The organism is Janthinobacterium paucivorans, assembly GCF_051380805.1.
Taxonomy (GTDB): Bacteria; Pseudomonadota; Gammaproteobacteria; order Burkholderiales; family Burkholderiaceae_D; genus Janthinobacterium; species Janthinobacterium lividum_D.
On record NZ_JBNYXR010000010.1, the window covers coordinates 147,985 to 168,404 of the forward strand.

At 62.2% G+C, this 20,420-nt stretch carries 19 protein-coding genes; 15 read left to right on the forward strand and 4 right to left on the reverse strand.

Features of this window, described 5'->3' with window-relative positions:
* Positions 1–8: 8 nt before the first annotated feature.
* Positions 9–725 (forward strand): ribonuclease T2 family protein, encoded by a 717-nt coding sequence (locus tag ACQ4V8_RS14095; protein WP_080570618.1) that lies wholly within the window; start codon positions 9–11, stop codon positions 723–725.
* Positions 722–2,149: an MFS transporter gene (locus tag ACQ4V8_RS14100; protein WP_436571685.1), complete on the forward strand. Its 1,428-nt coding sequence runs from the start codon at positions 722–724 to the stop codon at positions 2,147–2,149. The genes ACQ4V8_RS14095 and ACQ4V8_RS14100 overlap by 4 nt, the downstream gene beginning before the upstream one ends.
* A gap of 69 nt (positions 2,150–2,218) precedes the next feature.
* Here the strand turns inward: ACQ4V8_RS14100 and ACQ4V8_RS14105 are convergent, their stop codons facing one another.
* On the reverse strand, positions 2,219–3,853 hold the full coding sequence (locus ACQ4V8_RS14105; protein WP_436571686.1) for an acyl-CoA synthetase: 1,635 nt from the start codon (positions 3,851–3,853) through the stop codon (positions 2,219–2,221).
* A gap of 112 nt (positions 3,854–3,965) precedes the next feature.
* Here ACQ4V8_RS14105 and ACQ4V8_RS14110 point away from each other — a divergent pair, with 112 nt between their 5' ends.
* The 12 genes from ACQ4V8_RS14110 to ACQ4V8_RS14165 all read left to right on the forward strand — a co-directional run bounded on the left by ACQ4V8_RS14110 (position 3,966) and on the right by ACQ4V8_RS14165 (position 15,597).
* Positions 3,966–4,667 (forward strand): Crp/Fnr family transcriptional regulator, encoded by a 702-nt coding sequence (locus ACQ4V8_RS14110; RefSeq protein WP_436571687.1) that lies wholly within the window; start codon positions 3,966–3,968, stop codon positions 4,665–4,667.
* Between the two features lie 62 nt (positions 4,668–4,729).
* On the forward strand, positions 4,730–5,353 hold the full coding sequence (locus ACQ4V8_RS14115; RefSeq protein ID WP_010397279.1) for a helix-turn-helix domain-containing protein: 624 nt from the start codon (positions 4,730–4,732) through the stop codon (positions 5,351–5,353).
* 56 nt (positions 5,354–5,409) lie between these two features.
* Positions 5,410–5,760 carry a DUF2946 domain-containing protein gene (locus ACQ4V8_RS14120; RefSeq protein WP_436571688.1) on the forward strand — a complete coding sequence of 117 codons (351 nt, stop codon included), beginning with the start codon at positions 5,410–5,412 and terminating at the stop codon, positions 5,758–5,760.
* Positions 5,761–5,843: 83 nt separating this feature from the next.
* Complete coding sequence (locus ACQ4V8_RS14125) at positions 5,844–6,440, forward strand: SCO family protein (RefSeq protein WP_029496336.1); 597 nt, start codon at positions 5,844–5,846, stop codon at positions 6,438–6,440.
* 29 nt (positions 6,441–6,469) lie between these two features.
* Positions 6,470–6,934, forward strand: coding sequence for a copper chaperone PCu(A)C (locus ACQ4V8_RS14130; protein WP_196856992.1), 465 nt, complete (start codon positions 6,470–6,472; stop codon positions 6,932–6,934).
* Between the two features lie 53 nt (positions 6,935–6,987).
* A complete protein-coding gene (locus tag ACQ4V8_RS14135) occupies positions 6,988–7,353 on the forward strand; it encodes a hypothetical protein (RefSeq protein ID WP_196856993.1) in 366 nt (121 codons plus the stop codon).
* On the forward strand, positions 7,340–8,686 hold the full coding sequence (locus ACQ4V8_RS14140; protein WP_029496338.1) for a DUF3422 family protein: 1,347 nt from the start codon (positions 7,340–7,342) through the stop codon (positions 8,684–8,686). The genes ACQ4V8_RS14135 and ACQ4V8_RS14140 overlap by 14 nt, the downstream gene beginning before the upstream one ends.
* 68 nt (positions 8,687–8,754) lie before the next feature.
* Entirely contained in the window at positions 8,755–9,147 is a 393-nt protein-coding gene (locus ACQ4V8_RS14145; protein ID WP_010397285.1) for a BlaI/MecI/CopY family transcriptional regulator, read from the forward strand.
* Complete coding sequence (locus tag ACQ4V8_RS14150) at positions 9,144–10,937, forward strand: M56 family metallopeptidase (RefSeq protein ID WP_436571689.1); 1,794 nt, start codon at positions 9,144–9,146, stop codon at positions 10,935–10,937. Before ACQ4V8_RS14145 ends, ACQ4V8_RS14150 begins: the two co-directional genes overlap by 4 nt.
* A 115-nt stretch (positions 10,938–11,052) precedes the next feature.
* The gene (bla, locus tag ACQ4V8_RS14155; RefSeq protein ID WP_436571690.1) at positions 11,053–11,979 is read left to right on the forward strand and encodes a subclass B3 metallo-beta-lactamase; all 927 of its coding nucleotides are present in this window, start codon (positions 11,053–11,055) and stop codon (positions 11,977–11,979) included.
* Positions 11,980–12,342: 363 nt separating this feature from the next.
* Entirely contained in the window at positions 12,343–14,430 is a 2,088-nt protein-coding gene (locus ACQ4V8_RS14160; RefSeq protein WP_029496339.1) for a TonB-dependent siderophore receptor, read from the forward strand.
* Positions 14,431–14,433: 3 nt separating this feature from the next.
* Positions 14,434–15,597: an acetyltransferase domain-containing protein gene (locus ACQ4V8_RS14165; protein WP_436571691.1), complete on the forward strand. Its 1,164-nt coding sequence runs from the start codon at positions 14,434–14,436 to the stop codon at positions 15,595–15,597.
* Between the two features lie 6 nt (positions 15,598–15,603).
* Here the strand turns inward: ACQ4V8_RS14165 and ACQ4V8_RS14170 are convergent, their stop codons facing one another.
* From ACQ4V8_RS14170 to ACQ4V8_RS14180, 3 genes are all read right to left on the reverse strand, one after another.
* The gene (locus tag ACQ4V8_RS14170; protein ID WP_436571692.1) at positions 15,604–17,475 is read right to left on the reverse strand and encodes a transthyretin-like family protein; all 1,872 of its coding nucleotides are present in this window, start codon (positions 17,473–17,475) and stop codon (positions 15,604–15,606) included.
* Between the two features lie 106 nt (positions 17,476–17,581).
* Positions 17,582–18,112, reverse strand: coding sequence for an isochorismatase family protein (locus tag ACQ4V8_RS14175; protein WP_196856997.1), 531 nt, complete (start codon positions 18,110–18,112; stop codon positions 17,582–17,584).
* Between the two features lie 44 nt (positions 18,113–18,156).
* Positions 18,157–19,074: a LysR family transcriptional regulator gene (locus ACQ4V8_RS14180; protein ID WP_010397301.1), complete on the reverse strand. Its 918-nt coding sequence runs from the start codon at positions 19,072–19,074 to the stop codon at positions 18,157–18,159.
* Between the two features lie 119 nt (positions 19,075–19,193).
* Here ACQ4V8_RS14180 and ACQ4V8_RS14185 point away from each other — a divergent pair, with 119 nt between their 5' ends.
* On the forward strand, positions 19,194–20,411 hold the full coding sequence (locus ACQ4V8_RS14185; RefSeq protein WP_436571693.1) for an ABC transporter substrate-binding protein: 1,218 nt from the start codon (positions 19,194–19,196) through the stop codon (positions 20,409–20,411).
* The last annotated feature ends 9 nt before the right edge of the window (positions 20,412–20,420 follow it).

Below are 20,420 nucleotides of genomic sequence, written 5' to 3' on the forward strand. Positions count from 1 at the left end.
GAAACCCGATGCCATTACGAACTGTCTTGCCGGCGCTGGCCGCCGTTTTCTTCAGCCTGTCAGCCGGCGCCGTCCACGCGGCCGAGGCCACGTGCGCCATCCCGCGCAACGTCAGTTACAACGATTATGACGTCAAGCCGTCGGACGAGAAAAACACTTGCTACAAGCAAAGCACGAACGTGCCCACCGATTACTTCATGCTGGCACTATCGTGGTCGCCCGGTTTTTGCGACAGCCAGCGCCGCCGTGGCGCAGTGTCAAAGAAAGCTGCCTTCCAGTGCGCCGAGAGTAATCACTTCGGCTGGATCGTGCATGGCTTATGGGCGCAGTCCAATCGCCCGGCTACTTGTGTAGACATTTCCGTGACGCCGCCGCGCAAGACGGAACTGCATCCGCGCTATTGCAAGGGCAACTTGCCGAAACTGGCACCGTCGGACATCTTGCCGTATATGTGCATGCAGCCCGGTGAAGCCTTGCTGCAGGGCGAATGGGAAAAGCATGGCGCCTGCGATTTCGCGACGGCCAGGGAGTATTTCGAGAAAGAGCGCGAACTGTTCCAAGCCTTGAAATTGCCGGACAGCAGCATGCCTAAAAACGCGCTGTTCCAGTGGATGAAGCAGCACAACCCGCAACTGAAGGGCCGCTGGCTCAATTATGAACAGCATACGGGCGAATTGCGCATCTGCTATTCGAAGGACTACAAGGTCATCGACTGCCAGAAATGATGATGCGGCGGCAAGACAGGGGAGACGCCAGGGAGCAAGGCGTCGCGGTGGGCGAGGATGGCTTGCCGCCCGGTGCCCGCTTATGGGCCATGCTGGCGCTGGCCATCGGCGTGGGCATGGCCTCGCTCGATACGGCGATTGCCAACACAGCCTTGCCGGGCATCGCCAGCGAGCTGCGCACGACGCCGGCCGCCTCCGTCTGGATCGTGAATGTGTATCAGCTGGCCATGGTGGCGACGCTGCTGCCATTGTCTGCCCTCGGCGAGATCGCCGGTTACCGCCGTGTGTTTATCGCGGGCATGCTGCTATTTACCCTCGCTTCGCTCGCTTGCGCGCTGGCCTGGTCCTTGCCCTCGCTGGTGGTAGCACGGCTTTTTCAAGGTGTCGGCGCCAGCGCCATGATGAGCGTGAATACGGCGCTGCTGCGCGCCCTGTACCCCAAGCATTTGCTGGGACGCGCGTTCGGCAATAATGCGCTGGTGGTAGCCGTGGCGTTCGCCATCGGTCCCACGGCGGCCTCGCTGATATTGGCGACGGCTTCATGGCCATGGTTGTTCGCTATCAACGTGCCGCTGGGCGTGATTGGTTTTTTCCTCGCCAGGCGCATGTTGCCGGCGACAAAACTCTCGGGGCACACGCTGGACGGGCGCACGGCGCTGTACAACGTGGGTGCTTTTGGCTTGCTCATTTTATTTTTTGGCGACGCCGCCCATCATGCGTCCAGCACCGTGCTGCTGCCGGAACTGCTGGCTGCAGCTGTATTCTTTTGCTTGCTGCTGCGCCGCCAGGCCGGGCATGCGGCGCCCATGCTGCCCATCGACCTGTTTCGCCGCCCGCTGTTTTTGTTGTCGTCGCTGACGGCCATCTGTACCTTTGCGGCGCAGGGGCTGGCGTTCGTCTCGCTACCATTCTATTTTGAAGTGACACTGGGCCGCTCTCCCATCGAGACGGGCTTTTTGATGACGCCGTGGGCCGTGCTGGTAGCGGTGATGGCGCCCGTGGCCGGGCGTTTGAGCGAGCGTTATTCACCGGGCATGCTGGGCGGCATCGGCCTGGCCGCGCTGGCCGGCGGCTTGCTGACATTGGTGTGGATGCCGGCCCATCCGGGCGCTGTTGACATCGGCTGGCGCATGGCCTTGTGCGGCATCGGTTTCGGCTTTTTCCAGGCGCCCAATTTGCAAGCCATCATGGGTAGCGCGCCGCCCGAGCGCGCTGGCGGTGCCAGCGGCGTGGTGGCCACCTCGCGCCTGCTCGGGCAAGCCATGGGCGCGGCACTGGTCGCCTATTGCTTTACCGTTTCTGCCGTCCAAGGCACGACGTATGCGCTGTGCCTGGCGGCAGGATTTGCCGCCGTGGCCAGCCTCGCCAGCTTTGCGCGACTGACGGTGGCGCAGCCGGCGTGGCCGACAGACAAGAGGGACTGATCAAGGGCGACTGAACCAGGACGACTGAATCAGGACGACTGAATCAGGACGACTGAACCAGGACGAGGATCAGACGTCGATGGCCTTGTCCGACTGCATGCGCTTGCGCAATTCGAACTTCTGGATCTTGCCCGTCGAGGTGCGCGGTAGCGGACCAAAATAGATGGCTTTCGGCACCTTGAAGCCAGCCAGGTTGTTCTTGCAGAAGGCCATCAGTTCTTCTGCCGTCACGCTGGCGCCTTCACGCAGCTCGACGAAGGCGCACGGGGTCTCGCCCCATTTCTCGTCCGGCTGGGCGATGACGGCGGCGGCCAGCACTTGCGGGTGGTGGTACAGCGCATCTTCGACTTCCACGCTGGAAATATTCTCGCCACCGGAAATGATGATGTCCTTGCTGCGGTCCTTCAGTTTGATATAGCCGTCCGCGTACAGGACGCCCAGGTCGCCCGTATGGAACCAGCCACCGGCGAATGCTTCCTGCGTCGCCTTTTCATTCTTCAGGTAACCCTTCATGCAGATGTTGCCTCGAAACATGATTTCACCGATCTGCTCGCCGTCAGCCGCGACCGGCTGCATGGTTTCCGGGTCCAGCACGGCGACAGCGCTTTGCAAGTGGTAGCGCACGCCCTGGCGCGACTTGAAGACGGCGCGCTCTTCCTGGCTCAGCGCTGCCCACGCATCTTGCTCGGCGCAGATGGCGGCCGGGCCATACACTTCGGTCAAACCATACGAGTGAATCAAGTCAAAGCCCATGGCATCGATCTTGGCCAGCATCGCTGCTGGCGGCGGCGCGCCAGCGACCATGCCGCGCACGGTCCAGTCGATTCCTGCGCGCCAGTTGGCGGGCGCGTTGGCCAGCGCCGCGTGCACGATGGGCGCCGCGCAATAGTGGGTGACGCGTAATTCGCGCATCAGGTCGAATACCAGTTTCGGTTCGAACTTGCGCAGGCACACGTTGACGCCGGCGCGCGCGGCGATGGTCCACGGGAAGCACCAGCCATTGCAGTGGAACATCGGCAAGGTCCATAAATACACGGCATGCTTGGGCATGTCCCATTCCAGGATGTTAGACAGGGCGTTCAGGGCCGCTCCCCGGTGGTGGTAGACCACGCCTTTCGGGTCGCCCGTGGTGCCGGACGTGTAGTTGAGGGCGATGGCATCCCATTCATCGGCCGGCCGCGGCCAGTCGTAATCAGGGTCGCCGCTGGCCAGCAGGCTTTCATAGTCGAGGTCGGAAAAGGCTGCCACTTCCGGTCCCAGCACGTCATTGACCTGGATCACGCGCAAGCCGGGAATTTGCGCCGCCATCTGGCGCGCCAGTTCGGCAAACTCTGTGTCGGCCAGCAGCACCTTCGCCTGGCCGTGGCGCAGCATGAAGATCAAGGAGGCCAGATCGAGACGAATATTGAGGGCATTGAGGACGGCGCCGGCCATGGGCACGCCAAAGCTCGCTTCCACCATGGCGGGCGTGTTCGGCAGCATCACGGCCACCGTGTCGCCCGTGCCCACGCCCAGCGTGGCGAGAGCCGATGCCAGGCGGCGCGTGCGCGCGTAGGTGACGCTCCATGTCTGGCGCACGGCGCCATGTGCAATTGCCAGGCGATTGCCATATACTGCCGCTGCCCTGGCGATATAGTCGAGCGGGGTGAGGGCGGCGTAGTTGGCGCTGTTTTTGCCGAGTCCGGTGTTGAAGTCAGGTGTCATGCTTGTCTCCTGGTAAAAAATCGCTAGCTCCCTGTTGCGGGATTGATGCCGGTCAGCATAGCACCGACGCTTGAAAATCACTGTCATCTTAGTGACAGGTTTGAAAGATAGAATGGATAGCAACGATAGTGTAGACCGTGTGGTGAGCGAACTCGATAGCCACGACTGGTTCGCGGCCCTCGATGCCAGGCATCAGAACTTGTTGCGTGCCGGCAGCGTGGTCCGGCATTACGCGGCCGGTGGCTTCATCGCGCGGCGCGGCGAACCGTCGGCGCACTGGATCGGCGTGCACACGGGCTTGATCAAGCTGGCCGTGTATAGCGCCGATGGCCGCGCTGCCACCTTTTCCGGCGTGCCGGCAGGTGGCTGGTGTGGCGAGGGCAGCGTACTCAAGCGCGAACTGCGCCGCTACGACGTGGTGGCCGTGCGCGCCGCGAACATCATCCTGGTGCCGCTGGACTTGTTTCATCTGCTGCTGGCCGAGAGTCTTTCCTTCAATGCCTACGTCATCCGCCAGTTAAATGAACGCATGGGCCAATTCATCGCCACCATCCAGAACCAACGCCTGCTGGCCGTCGACGCGCAAGTGGCGCAAGCGATTGCGCAGCTATTCCATCCCATGTTGTATCCGCGCACCTCCAGCGTGCTTGCGCTGTCGCAGGAAGAAATAGGTTTGCTGACCGGTATTTCGCGTCAGAGGGTGAACCTGGCCCTGGGCCGTCTGGCTGAATTGCAACTGATCAGCATTGCTTACCAAGCCATCCGCGTGGTGGATCTCGATGGCTTGCACCGCTATGGCGTGGCGTCGCTGTGATGACAGACTGCTTGCGCGATGTGTGGCATGCTGGGAGTTTATTGTCCACATTGACCTGACGCATGGCCCTCGTTTCCGATCATCCTTTGCACTTGTTGGGTTTGCGCTTTCCACTCAGGCTGCGCGTCACCGTGCGCCAGGGTTTTGTGACTTTGCATAATGAAATCACCACCAAGAAACTGGGTAGCGGCGAGAGTTTTGTCGTGCCAGCCTTTCTGCGCTTTGCCTGCGACGTGATGCCGGGGCGGGGCAAGCCGGCCGTATTTAGCCTGGCGCTGGAAGGCGATGCAAGCGATGTCGGCCACGGCAGCGGCAAGCGCTGGAGCCAGGCGCTGGCGCTGCATATCTTCGCTACGCCGCAAGGAAAATGGACGGCGGCGCGCCTGGCGAGCCTGTGGCAAGTGACGCCGCACAAAGCCAGGGCGCGCCTGTTTGCCGAGGGCGAGGCATTGCTCAGTCTGGTACGCGAACAGCGCCTCGCGCATGCGCTGCACACGGCGGCGCAAGCGGGCGCCGATGGCGAAGGCGGCGAGCGCGACCTGGCGCAAGTAGCGGCCGGCTCCGGCTTTGCCTCTATCCCCGCATTTTGCGACGCTTGCGTGGACGTGGCCGGCGTGCGCCCCAGTGTGTTCCTGCGCGGCCAGGCGGGCGCGCCCGCGCAACGCGAAAGCCATACTCCGCTATAATCGGACGCATGGGATCTTCGTTCAAGCGCAAGCGGTGGCATCTGTGGTTGGCCTGTATGGCGATACTGCTTAATGCACTGTCGCCGTCGTTGTCGTATGCGTTTGCCTCGCTGCATGCAAACGCGAACAGTACCGCCGTCGAAATGTGCTCGGCCAGCGGCACCGTCTACACGCAAGCGTACCTGGCGCCAGCCGCCAAATCGACCACCGATTCCGTATTGCTGCACATCGAGCATTGTGCTTTCTGTATCAGTCACGCTGGCAGCGTGGGCTTGCCGCCATCGTCATCGTCGCCGCTGGCCGTCATCCCGGGCCACGAGCATTATCCGCCATTGTTCTTTCAGGCACCGCGAGCGCCGTTCGCGTGGCTCGGCGCCAGCCCGCGCGGCCCGCCGGAGCTTGCCTGAATAGCGCTGTTCTGCCTGCCGCATTGCGGCATGGCATTTGCATCCCAACTTGTATCAACTACGCCCATTGGGCCGGAATTACCATGAAACGTCGTCTTTTTCTTCTCGCCGGCACGGCAGGATTGCTCACGCTTGCCGCTTGCGAACAAGCACCGAAGCCCCATTACAACGGTCTCGATTTGACGGGAGGCGATTACAAGCCCGACTTCACATTGAGTGGCCCCGACGGCAAGGTCTATACCCTGGCTGACTTCAAGGGCAAATATGTGATGGTCTTCTTTGGCTTCACGCAATGCCCGGACGTGTGCCCGACGGCCCTGTCGCGGGCGCTGGAAATCCGCCAGAAACTGGGCGCCGATGCGGAGAAGCTGCAAGTGATCTTCATCAGCATCGATCCCGAGCGCGACACGCCGCAGTTGCTGGGCGAGTATATGCGCGCCTTCGACCCGAGTTTCCTGGGCTTGCGCACGGACCCCAAGGCGACGGCGCAGACGGCCTTCAACTACAAGGTCTTCTACCGCCGTGTGCCGAGCGGCAGTTCTTACACCATGGATCATACGGCCATCAGCTATGTGCTCGATGCGCAGGGGCGCATGCGCCTGGGCTTGAAACACCAGTTGACGGGCGACGAGTGCGTGCAAGACATCAAGACCCTGATGCAATCGAAATACACCTTATAAGCAATCATAACCAGACCGAGGAAACAAGCATGACCCACCTGAAAACCCTGCTGGCCACGGCCCTGACCGTGCTGTCCTTCTCCGCCATCGCACAAAGCAGCGTGCAGATTTCCGACCCGTGGGTGCGCGCCACCGTGCCGCAGCAAAAAGCCACGGGCGCCTTCATGCAGATTACGGCGCCGAAAGCCATGCGCCTGCTGGAAGTACGCTCGTCCGTGGCCGGCGTGGCGGAAATCCATGAAATGAGCATGACGGACAATATGATGCGCATGCGCCAGGTTAAGGAAATTGCCTTGCCAGCGGGCAAAGCCGTCGAATTGAAACCTGGCGGCTACCACGTGATGCTGCTCGAACTCAAAGGTCAGGTCAAGGCGGGCGACAAGATCCCGCTGACCCTGGTGCTTGAGGGCGAGGACAAGCACCGCGAAACGATAGAAATCAATGCCGTAGCGCGTCCGCTGGGAGCGACGAGCACGCCGGCAATGAAGCATTAAATTTGCCGCAAGGTCCTTGAAAAGCCCGGTTCGCCGGGTTTTTTTGCGTCTGTTTGAGCGTAAAACGGCTGTTTGATGCAAGGCTGAACAAGGGTGCACGGCGGCATACATCGTGGGCGTGGCATGAAGCAAGAGCGGGCAAGCGACAAGGCTGGCGCAGCGGGGGCGGGCGCATCGGGCTGGTGTTTGCGCTGGTGTCCGCTTTTGTCGCAGCCTGGCTGTGCGATCGTATTTGTAAAATGGCGCTGGGACAGGCTTCGGTCGAATTGATCAAAAAACATGACTTTCCTGTGAAAAAGTCGGCATGCTTTCTGCTTTGTTACACTGTGACAATCAGACCCGTGCTGCGCGCGCCACTGCACGCGCGCCGGTCTAAGCAGTTTTACAACTTTACCTTTGGCTATCATGCACTTGATTAACTCCAGTTTGAACCACGCCTTGCGCGTGCCGCTGGCTGCGGAAATCCACTCGCGGCCCTTCCTGCAGCTCGACGCCCCCGAGCTGATCACCCATCTGGCCGTGTATAAAGACGACAGCGCGGCGCCGGGCGCGTCGAATATGGCGGCCCAGCACGCCACGTTGGCGGCCCTGTGCACGCATTTCGGCGTCACGCCCCCAACTGCCGAAGCCAAGTATTTTTATTACGATTTTGGTCGCTTCCGCCTGAAATGGGAGTGCCACACGGAATTTGCCACGTTCACCTTCGCCGAGCATCCAGGTGCCGCCTTGCCGCTGGAGCAGGCGTTCGAGCGCATGCCTTTGGCGCAATTGCCACAGCAATGGCTTGCGGGCTTGAAGGGCAAGCTGATGGTGGCCGCGCACGTGGTGCTGGAGCAGGCGAACGATCCGGCCGAGATCTTCATGCAGGGCTTGTCGCGCGTGTTCGAAGGCAATACCCTGGCCGGCAGCAAGGTGCTGCAGGGCGGCGAATTGTGGACCGATTTCACCATCCAGTCTGACGGCTTCAGCCGTTTCGTCATCCGCGACGCGGGCATGCGCTCGCAGCAGTCCGGCCGTCTGGTACAGCGCGTGCTGGAAATCGAAACCTACCGCATGATGGCCTTGCTGGGCTTGCCCTACGCCATGCAGGCGGCACCATCGTTGAACGCCATCGAAAACGAACTGGCGACCCTGGCTGCCGCCATGGTCGATACGGATGATGCACCGGGCCTGGCCAAGGCCGACGAGGGCCTTGCCGAGCAAGCCTTGCTCGACCGCATCACGCGCCTGGCAGCCCGCATAGAAAAGCTGTCACTTGACAATAGCTACCGTTTTTCCGCCTCGAAAGCCTATATGGGTCTGGTCAAGGCGCGCATCGAGGAGTTGCGCGAAGTGCGCATCGAAGGCATCCCCACGGTCGAGGAATTCATGGACCGCCGCCTGACGCCAGCCATGAATACCTGCGAAGCGATGGCCAGCCGCCAGGAAGCGATGGCGCAGCGCATCGCCAACACCAACGATTTGCTGCGCACGCGCGTGGGCATCGTGCAGGAATTACAAAACCGTCAAATCCTGCAATCGATGAACGCCCGCGCGGCGCAGCAGCTGCGCTTGCAGCAGGCGGTGGAAGGCCTGTCCGTGGCGGCCATTTCGTATTATGTGATCGGCCTGTTCAGCTACACGGGCAAGGCGGCCAAGGTGCTCGGTTTACCCGTGAACCCGGAAATCCTCGTCGGCGCGCTGGTGCCGTTCGTGGCGGGGGCCGTCTGGCTGGGGCTGCGGCGCATGCATCACAAGCTGCATAGCGATTGAGCCGTACTCATTATGCTACTAGAAAAAAAGTTCTAGATATTTAGTTCTAGAACTGTTAATCTGGTCGCATGTTAAAAAATACCAGCACCCCCCATCCCACCGCCGCCGAACTCGACTTGTTGCGCATCCTGTGGCGGTGCGGTCCCTCGGATGCCCGGGCCGTGTACGACGCCCTGGCCGAAGAGCGTGCCGACGCCAGTTATGCCACCGTACTGCGTCAGCTGCAATTGATGCATGGCAAGGGCCTCTTGAGCCGCGATGAAAGCCAGCGGCCACAGCTGTATGCTGCCGTCGAGGCGCAGGAAAAGCTGCAAACGAGTTTGCTCAAGGACTTGATCGGCAAGGTTTTTTCCGGTTCTGGCAAGGCGCTGGTGCTCACGGCGCTGCGCGAGCATGTGAGCGAGGCGGAACGCCTGGAAATTGAAAAGATATTGCGTAGCAAGGATGGCAAGGCGCCATGAACTTGGAGACAAGCTTGGTCAACGATGTGGGCCACTTGGTCCCGGCGCTGGGCTGGGTTTTGCTGTATTTTGTCTGGCAGGGCGTGATCGTCGGTGCCGTCGGCGCTGTCCTGCTTTGGCTGCTGCGCCACGCCAGCGCGCGCAGTCGCTATGGCGTCTGCGCGCTGGCGTTGCTGCTGTGCCTGTGTATTCCCATACTGCATCTGCTCGCACTCCTGTCGGACGCGGGCGCCGCGTCGGCCCCGCTGGCGCTGGCGCTGGCTGCACCGCCCGCCTGGCACCCTGCGCTGCAAGCGTGGATGCCGGCCCTGGTGCTGGCCTGGGGCGCCGGTGTCTGCTTGATGAGCTTACGCCTGTGCCTGGGCCTGGCCTGGGTCGGCAAGCTGCGCCGCCAGGCAGTCGAGGCGCCGGCCATCTGGCAGGCACGCCTCGATGCGCTGGCGCTGCGCATGGGCTTGCGCTTGCGCGGCAGTCAGCAAGTGCCGCTGAAGCTGCATGCGCGACTGTCCAGCCCCGTGACCGTGGGCTTCTGGCGCCCCGTCATCGTGCTGCCGGCCGCCTTGTTGAGCGGCATGCCCGTCGCCTTGCTCGAAGCGCTGCTGGCGCATGAATTGGCGCACGTGCGGCGCTGGGATTACCTGCTCAATTTGCTACAAAGCGTGGCCGAGGCGCTGCTGTTCTTCCATCCCGTCGTCTGGTGGCTGTCGGCGCGCATGCGCACCGAACGGGAACAGGTAGCCGATGCCCTGGCGGCACAGTCACTGCAAGACCCGCGGCAACTGGCCACGGCCCTGCATGCGCTATCGCTGCACGCGGCTGGCCCCAGCCAGCCCGGCTTGCTGATGTCGGCCCGTGGCGGAGCGCTGCTGACGCGCATCGAACGCCTGATGCTGCGCGGTGTCGGCCCCGGCACCGACACTGGCAGTTGGAAGCTGGCCGTGCCCGCTTTGTTGCTGGCCTGTGCCATCTTGCTGCTGCAGGCGCAGGGCAAGCCTGCTGTCAACGGGGCGGCCTTGGCCGATGCCGCCAGCGCGATGCTGGCATTGCCCGTCAGCGCCAAGCATATGCTGGTATTTGACGATAGCACAGGCCAGGTATTGATGGCCAAGGATGCCGATGCCGTGGTGCCGATCGCCTCGATCACCAAGCTGATGACGGCCATGGTGGTGCTGGACGCGGGGCTAGACGCGGATGAAAAGTTGCGCATTGTGCGCGCCGATGGCGATGCTGCGCCGCAGCGCCACAGCTTGTTGGCCGATGGCGTGGCGGTGTCGCGCGGGGCGCTATTGCAACTGGCGCTGCTGCCGTCCGATAACCGCGCCGCCGCCGCACTGGCGCGCACTTATCCCGGTGGCAGTGCGGCTTTTCAGCAGGCATTGCAAGCGAAGATACATAGCCTGGGCCTCGTGCGCACCAGCTTGACGGACCCGGTCGGCAGTTCGCCCGCGAATACTTCCACGGCAAACGAGGTGGCGAAAATCGTCGCAGCGGCAGCGCGCTATCCGGACATTACCCGCATCACTAGCCACCCGCAGGCTAGCGTGGCCGTGAATGGCAAGACGCGCACCTTGCACAACAGCAACGCGCTGGTGGGTGGCAAGGGCTGGGATATTTTGCTATCGAAGACGGGCAGCAGCAACGCGGCCGGCAGTTGCCTGAGCATGCACATGCGCAGTGGCGACAAGCAAGTTACCGTGGTGCTGCTGGACGCCGACGGCGCGCAGCGGCGCTCGCTCGATGCCGGACATATCCGCGACGCCCTGGCCGGCAGTACAGATCACATGCATTGATACCCCCCCCGGGCGCGCCGCCGAGCACGCCCTTTTTTACACTCTGGAGATGAAGATGACACTATTGGCGAAGTTGATGCTGGCGACGGTTGCGACTGTTGCGACCGTTGCGACTATGGCGGCAGGCACAGTGCAGGCAAAGACGCTGGCACCGATGCAGGATAAACCTGTTATTTGCGATAATTGCAAGCAGTGGAATGCGCCCGTCCAGCCATTCAATCTGTATGGCAATAGCTGGTATGTGGGCACGGCGGGGCTGTCCGCCGTGCTGGTGACGAGTCCGCAGGGCCATATCTTGCTCGACGGCGCGCTGCCGCAATCGGCGCCGCTGATCGTGGCAAGCATCAAGGCGCTGGGTTTTCGCATCGAAGATGTGAAGTTCATTTTGAATTCCCACGCGCATTGGGACCATGCAGGCGGTATTGCTGCACTACAACGCGCCAGCGGCGCCACGGTAGTGGCCAGTGCATCGGGCGCGCTGGCGCTGCAAAGCGGCACCAATGGCAAGGATGACCCGCAATACCAGGCCGACCCCGTCGTGCATGTCGCGAAAGTGGCCAAGGTCAAGGTGGTGGGCGAGGGCGATAGCGTCCAACTGGGGCCTGTGGTGCTAAGCGCCCACATGACGCCTGGCCACACGCCCGGCGGCACGACGTGGACCTGGACCTCGTGCGAAGGCGCGCGCTGCCTGAGCATGGTGTACGCCGATAGCCTGAACCCGTATGCCAGCGGCGATTTCACGTATACGGGAAAAGGCGCTGGCAAGGGCAAGGCTAATGCTGCCGACATTTCGGCCGCGTTCGAAGCGAGCATCGCCAAGGTGGCCGCCTTGCCATGCGACATCATCATCCCCGTGCATCCGGGCACGACAGATTTGCTGGGCAAGGCCGCCAAGCGCAGCGGCACGGACCACCCCCTGGTCGACGCCAACGCCTGCCGCGCCTATGCGGCGCAAGCGGGCGGCTTGCTGGCCAAGCGCCTGGCGACAGAGCGGGGCGAGGCGACGCCTGTGCAGGCCAAGGGCGCCGCGCACGCGCATTAGGGCGCCTTGGCCGGCCGCCTGGCGCTGTTTTTTCCCGCGTATCAGCAATACCCGGGCCACAGCGTAGCGGGGCGCTGTCACGTCCCTGCGCCAGCAGTTTTTCCAGTTTTTCACGCACCCCGGCTCCAGATTAATATGCAAGTTATTTCTTGCACATTAATGCCTGGGGCGTTTGTCCGCAAAGCTATCGTTGGCCTGCGGTACTCAGCCTATGCGCTGAGTTTTTTCCATGTGCGGTGCTGCGGCGCAGGCAGGCTGGTTCGCTAGCCGGGCGGCAATTGAGGCAGGCAAGTCTTTTAATGAGAGTTGATTATCATTTATAATGCAATTCATTTGCATTATAAATCTCTTTTGGGAATCTCCATGCTCCACTCTTTACCGCGTCCGATGGCGCTGCTGCTGGCCGCCGCCAGTCCGCTGGCCCTGGCGGACGGACTCGCTGCGCAAGATGTCGTCACCGTCAGCTCAGAGCGCCAGCATTACCGCAGCCTGTCCGCCACGGGCGCCACCAAGACGGATGCCTCGCTGATGGACTTGCCGCAAAGCGTGCGCGTGCTCACCAGCGACCTGCTGCGCGACGCGGGCGTGACGACACTGGCCGGTGCGCTGGACCTGGCCAGCGGCATTGCGAAGCAAAGCTCGCTGGGCGGCCTGTGGGACAGCTACGCCATGCGTGGCTTCACGGGCGACCCGAATTTTGGGTCCGACTACATGGTCAATGGCTTCAGTAGCAGCCGTGGCTACAACGGCATGCGCGATGCCGGCAATACGCAGACGGTCGAAGTGCTGAAAGGCCCCGCTTCGGCCCTGTACGGCCGGGGCGAGCCGGGCGGCACGGTGAACATCACTACCAAGAAGCCGAAGTTCGCGCCCGAATACAGCGCCGATCTGTCCTTAGGCAGTTTCCAGACGCGCCGCGCCGCGTTGGACTTGACGGGACCGTTGAGCCAGACCGTTGCCTATCGCCTCAACGCGGCGCATGAAGAAGGACACAGCTTTCGCGACACGCTGCACGTCGAGCGCAGCCTGTTTTCTCCGTCCTTCCTGTGGCTGATTGGCGAGCATACGACCGTGTCGTATGAAATCGAAGCGGTACAGCAGCGCGCACCGTTCGACCGGGGCGTGGTGGCCGTGCATGGCAAGCTCGGTCTTGTTCCCGTCGCGCGCTTCCTGGGCGAACCGGGCGATGGTCGCATGACGGTCAAGTCGCTGGGGCAGCAGTTATTTATCCATCACGGGCTGTCCGACGACTGGACGTTGCAGGCGGGCGCCTCTTATCGCGACAGCGAATTGAACGGCTATTCGACCGAGGCGAACAAATTGCTGGCCGATGGCCGCACCTTGAACCGCCAGCGCCGCCACCGCGATTTTACGGCCACCGACGTGTCGGCCCGCGTCGAGCTGCTGGGCAAGTTCAAAACCGGTGCGCTGGCGCACGAGGTGCTGGCCGGTGTCGACGCCTATCACTTCGACGACCACAGGGTACAGCTGCGCCGCAATCCCGGCGCCGCGAATGCCTATGCCGTCGACATTTTCAATCCCGTGTATGGCGGCCAGGCCGCGCCACTGGCCCTGTCCATCGATACGCAGGAAGGGCAACAGGCACGCGGCCTGTATGTGCAAGATCAACTGGACCTGGGGGCCCAGTGGAAGGCGCTGGTCGGCGTGCGCCGCGACACGTACACGCAGGATGTCGTGAACAATCGCCTCAACGTGAGCAACCGCCAGTCGCTGTCAGCCACCAGCCCCCGCGCGGGCCTCGTCTACCAGCCGTCAAAAAACTGGTCGCTGTATGCGAGTGCGGCCAAGGGCTTCCGGCCCAACAGTGGCATCAGCATCGACAACCAGGCCTTCCCTGCAGAGCGCAGCCGCTCGTATGAACTGGGCGCGAAGCTGGAAACGGGTAGGCTGACGGGCACCGTGGCCGTGTATGACATCCGCAAGAGCAATGTGCTGACGACGAATCGTGCCAACACGGATTTCGCGATTGCGGCGGGCGAGGTGGGCAGCCGGGGCCTGGAACTGGACGTGGCGGGCGAAGTGGCGCGCCGTTTGCGCGTCTCTGGCGCCTATGCGTACACGGATGCCACCGTCACGCGCGGCGACAACACCATCGTCACGGGCAGCCGCTTTGCCAACGTGCCGCGCCACAGCGCCAAGCTGCTGGCCACGCAGCAGTTCACCATGGGCACGGGCACGGCCAGCGTGGGCGGTGGCGTGCATTATGTGGGTGAGCGCCAGGGCGACGTGGCCGTCAGCAGCAGCTTTACCCTGCCTGCCTACACGACAGCCCAATTGCTGGCATCGTACTCGCCCAATGCTCAATTGCGCCTGGCGTTGAGCGTGGAAAATCTGTTCAACCGCAGCTACTATGCCAGTTCCTACAGCCCCCTGTGGGTGGCACCGGGGGCTGAGCGCACGCTCACTGTGCATGCACATTACCGTTTTTAAGCGATGGCCATGACCTTGACTCTCCCCGCCACCTTGCGCACCCGCATCGCCGTCATCGACGTAATGCGCGGCCTCGTCATGCTGATCATGCTGTTCGACCATGTGCGCGAAACGGTCTTCCTGCACCACCAGGTCAGTGACCCCATGGATGCGGCTCATGTCGATCCGGCCCTGTTCTTTACGCGCCTGGCCGCGCACTTTTGCGCGCCCATGTTCGTCTTCTTGACGGGCTTGTCGGCCTGGCTGTATGCGCATCCGGCTGCCGGAAACCGCAGCGCTGCCGGCTTTTTGTTCAAGCGGGGCTTGCTGCTGGTGCTGCTGGAGTTGGTATTTGTCAACTTCGCCTGGAGTGGCGCGTTTCCGCCCGCCGTGCTGTACTTGCAGGTGATCTGGGTCATTGGCCTGGCCATGATGGCGTTGGCCGTGCTGCACCAGTTGCCGTTGAGGTTGCTGGTGCTGCTCGGCTTGGCGATTATTGCGGGTCAGCATCTGCTCACGGGCCTACACGCGAAACAGGGTAGTCTGGCCTATGATGTATTGACTGTGTTGCTGCAACGCGGTTATCTGGTGGCGGACGGCGCCATGAAAATCAAGGTCAGCTATCCGCTGTTGCCGTGGATAGGCGTCATTGTGCTCGGCTATGCGGCCGGCCCCTTGTATGCGCGCGGGCTGTCTGTCGAAAGGCGTCGCCGCCTGCTGCTGGCGCTAGGCACGGGAAGCTTGCTGCTGCTGGCAGTGCTGCGCGGCTTCAACATCTACGGCGAAACCTTGCCATGGGTGGAGGGTGACACGGCCTTGCGCACGGCCATGAGCGTGCTGAACTTTACCAAGTATCCGCCGTCGCTGGACTTTTTGCTGTTCACCCTGGGCTTCGGCTTGTTGGGCCTGGCCTGGCTAGAGTCACTGGACAACTGGTTCACACGCGCTTGCGCCACCTTTGGCGGCGCGCCCATGTTTTATTATCTGCTGCACTTGTATCTGTTGCTGGCCATCGGCATCACCTTGACGGCGGTGCTGGGCGCCAATCACGGTGCCCGCTACGGCGTCGCGCACATCTGGCAAGTCTGGCTGATCGCGTTGACCCTGATGCCCATGCTGTACTTTCCCTGCCGCGCGTTTGCCAATTACAAGCGCGCCTCAAAGCAGGCATGGGTGCGCTACTTCTGAGCTCGCCTATTTGCAGTAGAGGCGGTCAATGCTGTGCGATGACGCCAGGTAATGCCGCGTCTGCCAAGCAATCGCCACACGGTAGGCGCACGGTGGGTCGAGTGCCACGTTGACGGGAAAACCGCCATTGTTGCCTGACAGATGAGGCCCGCCCGCGCCGCCGCGCAACAGATAGTTGCTCGTTGGTGGTGGCGGCGTGAAGCTGGCGGCCGGCAACGGTGGAGGCGGGTGCGCGATGCCGTTGTTGTTCGATATCGTGATATTGAAAAAGCGCAGATGCGGGTGGTCGATCGTGTATAGGATATGCACGAGGCCGCCCGCGATGGGCTTGCAGGCATTGCTGCGCAACTCTTCCAGGTCCAGCGCCACGATGACGGGCGAGTTGTCGAAGACGATGGAATCGAGCCCATCCGTGGCTACGGTGGCCAGGGTGTTGCCGTCGCGCACCTCGAAGCCCAGGCGGTAGCGGCGTATCGGTTCGCTCTCGTCCGCGCTCAGGCTGCGGCCCGCTACGACGATGGGCAAGCCGCCCGGCAGCTTGGTCGGATGCAGGCTGGTGATGGCGGGCGTATTTATGGTCAGCAAGTCAAAGGTGCGCAGGAAGGTGTTGGGCGCCACGTTGACGATGGCCGTCGTGCCATCGCGCATGTCCACGGTGACGTTTTTGCCGTCCACGCGTATCCAGCCGCCCGGTTGTAAGTCGCCCGCATCGACGATCACCTGTGCCGAGTCGGCGAGGCCCAGTCCATTCGTATAAAACACATAGCCGACGAGGGTGCCGAGCACTTGCGTCAGCGGTGCCATGCTGGTCGGCGCCATCGTGGGGATGGCTGTCGGGTCGTCGCTGCCGCCGGGCCAGGACCATAGGCCGATCAGGAAACGGTATTCGAGCGGGTTGGCGGGGTTGGCGCTGTTGCGCAGCGGACAATTGCCTTTCAGTGTGACGCCGCCGCCGAACACGTAGGACGCGCCGGCGCCGCCCGCATAGCCTTGCGCAGAAAAGCCGGCCAGCGAGGGGAACGGGTGGATATCGAACACTTCGACCTGTTGCCAGTGGGGTACGCCTTCCACATCGGGCGGCAAGACGTTTTTTGAACACAATTCCACGCAGAAACAGTGGCCCACGTTTTCGCGCCCCGGCTGGTGCCCGTTGGCCTGCGTTTCCGACAGGATGGTCACGCTGCCCAGCTGCGCCGTGAAATACACGTCGGGGCCGCTAGCAAACTCGACGTTGATGAACGGTGAAAACGGCGTCAGCGTGAAGTCCGACGTCAGGTAATCGATGCGGAAGCGCCCGCTGACATCTGTCACGGCCACGCCCAGCGCATCGTCCTGCAGCCAGTCCGCATCGAAGGCCCGCACGGTGGCGCCGGCGATCGGCGTGTGGGGCGCATCGCAGGTGCGCAGCCGGCCGCAGATGGTCCAGGCGCCGAAGTGCGCGCGCACCAGGCACCAGAAGCGTTGCGGCAGGCAATAGTCCCAGACGGCGAGGAAAGCGTTGTCGGCCTGGCGCCAGCGCGGCTGGATGGTGGTGATGGAAAATTGCAGTGGCACGGGGTCTTTCGGCCCCGGCTTCAGCTGCGGCACGGTGGGGCACAGGATGTCGACCTCGACGGCCTCGCCCTGATAATCGCCTTCCAGCCTAAAACTATAGTTGCCATCGTCATCGGTGCGCGCTTCGGCCAGCAAAAACGGCGCTTTCGCCGGCACTTCGTCGTCCGTGAGGATGGCAAAGGTTTCCTTGGCGCTGGCCACGGCCAGGGCCGTGACGTTTTGCGCCGCGCGCGGGCGGTACAGGCGCACGATGACGTGCGACAAGGCTTCAGGACACTCGGCACAGATCAAGCCGCATAGTTTTCCCCGCAGGATATAGGCCATGATGGTTCTCCAGCTCAGTTCGACAGTTGTACCGCTCACCATGGCGGCGCTGTTGCCAAGTTAGCCAATGCATAGTCGTCGGGCTTGATCTTGCGTAAAGGAGTGGCTATTTGATCAGCGCCAATACCTCGCGAAAGCGCGGGTGCTTGCAGTCGCGCAGCCATTCAAAGGCCAGCATTTCTACCGTCACCAGGTGCGCGCCCAGCTTGTCCAGGCGCGCCAGCGCGGCGTCGCGGCTGGCAGCCTGGCGCGAACCGACGGCGTCGATGGCGATGATTACTTCATAGCCCAGCTCCAGCAAGCCGATGGCCGTCTGCAGCATGCACACATGGGCTTCGCAGCCCGTGACGACGATCTGCTTTCGTCCGGGCGGCAGGATGGCTTGCAAGCCATCGGCACAGGCGCCGAAATGCGTCTTGTGCAAGGTTTGCTGGCACAGGGCCGCGATTTCCTCGACGTTCGGCCCCAACCCCTGGCGGTTTTGCTCCGTGCCCAGCACGGGCACGTCGAGCAGCCGCGCGATGTGTGCCAGGCGCAGGTTTTGCGCCAGCACCAGGCCGGCATCGTGGATGGCTGGCATCAACCGGCCTTGCAGGTCGACGATGAGCAGTACGGCCTGGCTTGCATTCATCAGCATGGCATTGTCCTTGAGTGAGTCGATGGCGACAGTGTAGCGTGCAGTCAGCTTGGCCAGCTGGGCGAGCTCGTTTCGCCCATCAGATAGGCGTGATTGAGTTCGATGGCGCCACGCAGATAGTTCCACAGGGCGCTGACGCGCGCGATGTTGCGCCGCTCGCTAGGTGAAATCATCCAGAAGGCGCGCAACAAATCGATCTCGCCGTCGAGCACGGCCACCAGTTCATTGGACTGCTGGGCCACGAAGCAGGGCAGAATCGCCAGTGCCTGGCCCGCGCGCGCCGCGTGGTACTGGGCGATCACGCTGGTGCTGCGAAACGCGCGCAGGGAATCGGGTGCCACATTGTCCATGTAGCGCAGCTCGGCGCTGAAGACCAGGTCATCGACGTAGCCGATGATGGCGTGCTGCGCCAGTTGCGCCACGCTGGTAATGGGGGCGTGGCGCGCCAGGTAGCTTGGGGTGGCGTACAGTTTCAAGCGGTAGTCGGACAGCTTCGTCACGACATACGGGCCAGAGAGCGGGCGCTCGATGGAAATGGCCACATCGGCCTCGCGTTTGGACAGGCTGACGAAACGCGGCACGGCGATCAAGTCCACGCTGATGTGCGGGTAGTGCCCACAAAACTGCGCCAGGTGGGGCGCCAGCACGATGGCGCCGAAGCCTTCCGTGGCGCCCAGGCGCACTTGCCCCGAGAGCAATCGGTTGTGTTCTCCCAGCTCCTCGGTGGCGGCAAACACCGTGCTTTCCATGCTTTCCGCATATTCCATCAGGCGGTGGCCTTCCGGCGTCAGCTGGTAGCCCACGTAATTGCGATCGAACAGCTGCGTACCCACCTGCTCTTCGAACTTGCGCATGCGCCGCGACACGGTGGAATGGTCGATGCCGAGTTTTTTCGCCGCATCGACGAGGCCGGCGCTGCGCGTCAGTTCCAGGAAGACTCTTACATTGTCCCAATCGAGCATGGCAGCAATCCTTTGTGCATTTTTGCAAAGGAATTATGCATTAATTTCACTTGAGTGCATATTTTTACACATGCAGAATGCGTCGATACCTATAAATATCCATCCACCTGGAGACAAGTATGAAAAAACCCGTTCTGGCCATGGGCGCGCTGGCGCTTTGCCTCGCATTTGGCGGCGCGCAAGCGCAGATTTCCGATGGCGTCGTCAAGGTCGGCATCCTGACCGACATGTCCGGCCCGTATTCGGCCATGGGCGGGCGCGGCTCCGTCGTTGCCAGCCAGATGGCCGTCGAGGATTGCCTGAAGGCCGAATGCAAGGGCATGAAGATCGAAATCGTCTCGGCCGACCATTTGAACAAGGCCGATATCGCCGCCTCCAAGGCGCGCGAGTGGATAGACCGCGACAAGGTCGACGCCATCGCCGATCTGACCAATTCCTCGGTGGCGCTGTCGGTGCAAAAGCTGATGAAAGAGAAGGGTGGCATCGCCATGTTCAGCGGCCCCGCCACCACGCGATTGACGAATGAAGACTGCTCGCCAAACGGTTTTCACTGGATGTTCGACACCTATTCGCAGGCCGCTGGCACGGCGGCGGCGCTGACCAAATTGGGGCAAAAATCCTGGTACTTCGTCACCGTCGATTACGCCTTCGGCCATTCGCTGGAAAAGGATGCGAGCGAAGTCGTCAAGCGCAATGGCGGCACGCTGCTGGGCGCGGTGCGCCATCCGCTCAACGCCTCTGACTTCTCGTCCTTCCTGGTGCAGGCGCAAGGCTCGAAAGCGCAGGTGATCGGCCTGGCCAATGGTGGCGCCGACACGGTATCGGCCATCAAACAGGCGCGCGAGTTCCACATCGGCAGCGGCAAGGACCAGCGCCTGGCCGCCTTGCTGGTATTTCTCTCCGACGTGCATGCGCTGGGGCTGGAAACGGCGCAGGGCCTGGTCTATGCGGACGGCTTTTACTGGGATTACGATGAGCGCAGCCGTGCCTTCGCCAAGCGCTTCGAGGCACTCAACAAGGGCGCCAAGCCGACCATGGTGCAGGCGGGCGTGTATTCCAGCGTCTACCACTACCTGAAATCGGTGGCGGCGGCGAAGAGCGACGATGCCAAGCTCGTGGGCCAGAAAATGCGCGAGCTGCCCATCATGGATTTTGTGATGAACAACGCATCGATCCGCCCCGACGGCCGCGTCATCCACGACATGTATTTGGTGCAGGTGAAGACCCCGGCCGAATCGAAGGGGGCTTGGGATTACCTGAAAGTGCTGTCGACCATCCCCGCCGAGCAAGCCTTCAAGACTATGGATGCGGCCGCGTGCAATCTCGTTAAAAAATAATTTTCACCC

Bases quoted from the DNA above. Each gene is read 5' to 3' on its own strand.
- ACQ4V8_RS14130 (WP_196856992.1), top strand. From the start codon at position 6,470: ATGACCCACCTGAAAACCCTGCTGGCCACGGCCCTGACCGTGCTGTCC.
- ACQ4V8_RS14150 (WP_436571689.1), top strand. From the start codon at position 9,144: ATGAACTTGGAGACAAGCTTGGTCAACGATGTGGGCCACTTGGTCCCG.
- ACQ4V8_RS14140 (WP_029496338.1), top strand. From the start codon at position 7,340: ATGCACTTGATTAACTCCAGTTTGAACCACGCCTTGCGCGTGCCGCTG.
- ACQ4V8_RS14145 (WP_010397285.1), top strand. From the start codon at position 8,755: ATGTTAAAAAATACCAGCACCCCCCATCCCACCGCCGCCGAACTCGAC.
- ACQ4V8_RS14115 (WP_010397279.1), top strand. From the start codon at position 4,730: ATGGCCCTCGTTTCCGATCATCCTTTGCACTTGTTGGGTTTGCGCTTT.
- ACQ4V8_RS14165 (WP_436571691.1), top strand. From the start codon at position 14,434: ATGGCCATGACCTTGACTCTCCCCGCCACCTTGCGCACCCGCATCGCC.
- ACQ4V8_RS14100 (WP_436571685.1), top strand. From the start codon at position 722: ATGATGATGCGGCGGCAAGACAGGGGAGACGCCAGGGAGCAAGGCGTC.
- ACQ4V8_RS14120 (WP_436571688.1), top strand. From the start codon at position 5,410: ATGGCGATACTGCTTAATGCACTGTCGCCGTCGTTGTCGTATGCGTTT.
- bla (WP_436571690.1), top strand. From the start codon at position 11,053: ATGGCGGCAGGCACAGTGCAGGCAAAGACGCTGGCACCGATGCAGGAT.
- ACQ4V8_RS14175 (WP_196856997.1), bottom strand. From the start codon at position 18,112: ATGCTGATGAATGCAAGCCAGGCCGTACTGCTCATCGTCGACCTGCAA.
- ACQ4V8_RS14110 (WP_436571687.1), top strand. From the start codon at position 3,966: ATGGATAGCAACGATAGTGTAGACCGTGTGGTGAGCGAACTCGATAGC.
- ACQ4V8_RS14160 (WP_029496339.1), top strand. From the start codon at position 12,343: ATGCTCCACTCTTTACCGCGTCCGATGGCGCTGCTGCTGGCCGCCGCC.
- ACQ4V8_RS14105 (WP_436571686.1), bottom strand. From the start codon at position 3,853: ATGACACCTGACTTCAACACCGGACTCGGCAAAAACAGCGCCAACTAC.
- ACQ4V8_RS14185 (WP_436571693.1), top strand. From the start codon at position 19,194: ATGAAAAAACCCGTTCTGGCCATGGGCGCGCTGGCGCTTTGCCTCGCA.
- ACQ4V8_RS14170 (WP_436571692.1), bottom strand. From the start codon at position 17,475: ATGGCCTATATCCTGCGGGGAAAACTATGCGGCTTGATCTGTGCCGAG.
- ACQ4V8_RS14180 (WP_010397301.1), bottom strand. From the start codon at position 19,074: ATGCTCGATTGGGACAATGTAAGAGTCTTCCTGGAACTGACGCGCAGC.
- ACQ4V8_RS14125 (WP_029496336.1), top strand. From the start codon at position 5,844: ATGAAACGTCGTCTTTTTCTTCTCGCCGGCACGGCAGGATTGCTCACG.
- ACQ4V8_RS14095 (WP_080570618.1), top strand. From the start codon at position 9: ATGCCATTACGAACTGTCTTGCCGGCGCTGGCCGCCGTTTTCTTCAGC.